This is a genomic window from Actinosynnema sp. NPDC059797, assembly GCF_042732085.1.
Classification (GTDB): domain Bacteria; phylum Actinomycetota; class Actinomycetes; order Mycobacteriales; family Pseudonocardiaceae; genus Actinosynnema.
Window position 1 is genome coordinate 1 of record NZ_JBHWIE010000700.1, and the last position, 1,700, is coordinate 1,700.

Below are 1,700 nucleotides of genomic sequence, written 5' to 3' on the forward strand. Positions count from 1 at the left end.
GCCCGCCCGGGCCCCCCCGGGGGCCAGGTCGGGGGGGGCCCCCCAGCCCCCCGCCGGGCCGGCCCGCGCCCCGGCGCTCCCCGACCGGTGGCGCACCGGCAGGCCGGTCACGCTCGTGATGACCGCGGCGGCCTCGGCGTAGGAGAGGGCTTCGGGGCCGGTGACGACGTGGTCGGTGTCGTGCGGCTCCGGGTCGGTCAGGGCTCGGGCGGCGACCGCGGCGATGTCGTCGGCGTCGACGAACGCGACCCGCCCGTCCCCGGTGGCGGTGACGATCTCGCCGGTGGCGCGCAGGCCGCGGGCGAGGAGGTGGTCGCCGGTGAAGTTCTGCATGAACCAGGAGGGGCGCAGCACGGTCCACTCGGGCACGGCGGTGCGGACGAGGCGGTACAGGGCGCCCAGGCCGGTGTCGGACTCCTCGACGGCGGACGAGCCGAGCAGCACGACGCGGCGCAGGTCCCCGAGCGCGAGGAAGGGCGCCACGATCGGCGCCGGGTCGGCCACGCCGAGCGGTGCGACCAGGTAGGCGCGGTCCACGCCGCGCAGCGCGGGCCCGTGCGTGGCCGGGTCGTGCCAGTCGAAGCGGACGTGCTCGGCGGCGGTGGGCGTGCGGGTGGCGATGCGCAGGTCCGCGGAGCCGCGCAGCAGGTCGACGAGGCGGCGGCCGGTCGTGCCTGTGCCCCCGATGATCAACGTGGTCACGCGGCCGCGCCCTTCCCGAAGCCGGTCTGCGGCAGGGCCGCGGGGCTCCAGTAGTCGCGGTAGCGGGTGATCCGGCCGTCCCGGGCGGTGATCACGGCGACGTAGGGCACCCGGTAGGGCTCGCCGGTGGCGACGAGCCGGCCCTCGACCTCGAACTCCGCGACGACGACCTCGGGGTCGGCGGTGCGGTGGACGGTCAGCTCGGTGACCGCCTCGGGCGCGAGGTGGTCGGTGTAGTCGCGCAGGTAGTCGCGGACGGCTTCGCGGCCGACCAGGCGGCGCGGCTCGGCGGCGGCGAACGGGAACTCCATCACGCCGTCCTCGGCCCACAGGTCGGCGAACCCGCCCATGTCGTGGGCCAGGACCAGGCGCAGCGCCTCGTCGACGATCTCGCGTGCGTTCACGGGTGTGCCTCCAATCGGACGGAACGGTACCGTCCCGTCCAACTTACGCGGGACGGTACCGTTCCGTCCAGCCCTATGCTGGGCCGCATGAGCGAGCACACCCGGCGCGCCCCGACCGGCGCCGCCGTCCTCCAGCCGCACAAGACCTCGGCCATCACCGAGGCGGTGCTGGACGAGCTGGCCGAGCACGGCTACGGGCGGTTGTCGATGGAGGCGGTGGCCAAGCGGGCGGGCGTGGGCAAGAGCGCGCTGTACCGGCGGTGGCCCGCGAAGCAGGACATGGTGGTCGCGGCGCTGGCGGAGTTCAGCGTGCCGCCGGCGGAGGTGCCCGACACCGGGTCGTTGCGCGGGGACCTGCGCGCGACGCTGGGTGCGCTGCACGGGTGGCTGACGCACCCGCGGTTCGCGCGGATCCTGCCGGACCTGGCGGCGGAGGCGGGCCGCAACCCGGCGCTGGCGCGAGCGGTGGAACGGGCCGTCGGCGAGCCGCGCCGGGCGCGGGGCGCGGAGATGGTGGCGCGGGCGGTGGAACGCGGCGAGCTGCCCGCCGACGTGGACGTGGACCTGGCCCTGGACCTGGTGGCGGCGCCGCTG

At 76.6% G+C, this 1,700-nt stretch carries 3 protein-coding genes; 1 reads left to right on the forward strand and 2 read right to left on the reverse strand.

The window, feature by feature from the left end:
- Together ACFV4N_RS43450 and ACFV4N_RS43455 are read right to left on the reverse strand one after the other, a co-directional pair.
- On the reverse strand, positions 1-702 hold a 702-nt coding region (locus ACFV4N_RS43450), incomplete at its 3' end, for a Rossmann-fold NAD(P)-binding domain-containing protein (protein WP_499678546.1).
- A complete protein-coding gene (locus ACFV4N_RS43455) occupies positions 699-1,106 on the reverse strand; it encodes a nuclear transport factor 2 family protein (RefSeq protein WP_499678547.1) in 408 nt (135 codons plus the stop codon). The genes ACFV4N_RS43450 and ACFV4N_RS43455, both read right to left, overlap by 4 nt.
- Before the next feature lie 87 nt (positions 1,107-1,193).
- Here ACFV4N_RS43455 and ACFV4N_RS43460 point away from each other — a divergent pair.
- The coding region (locus ACFV4N_RS43460) for a TetR/AcrR family transcriptional regulator (RefSeq protein ID WP_499678548.1) at positions 1,194-1,700 on the forward strand (507 nt) is incomplete at its 3' end.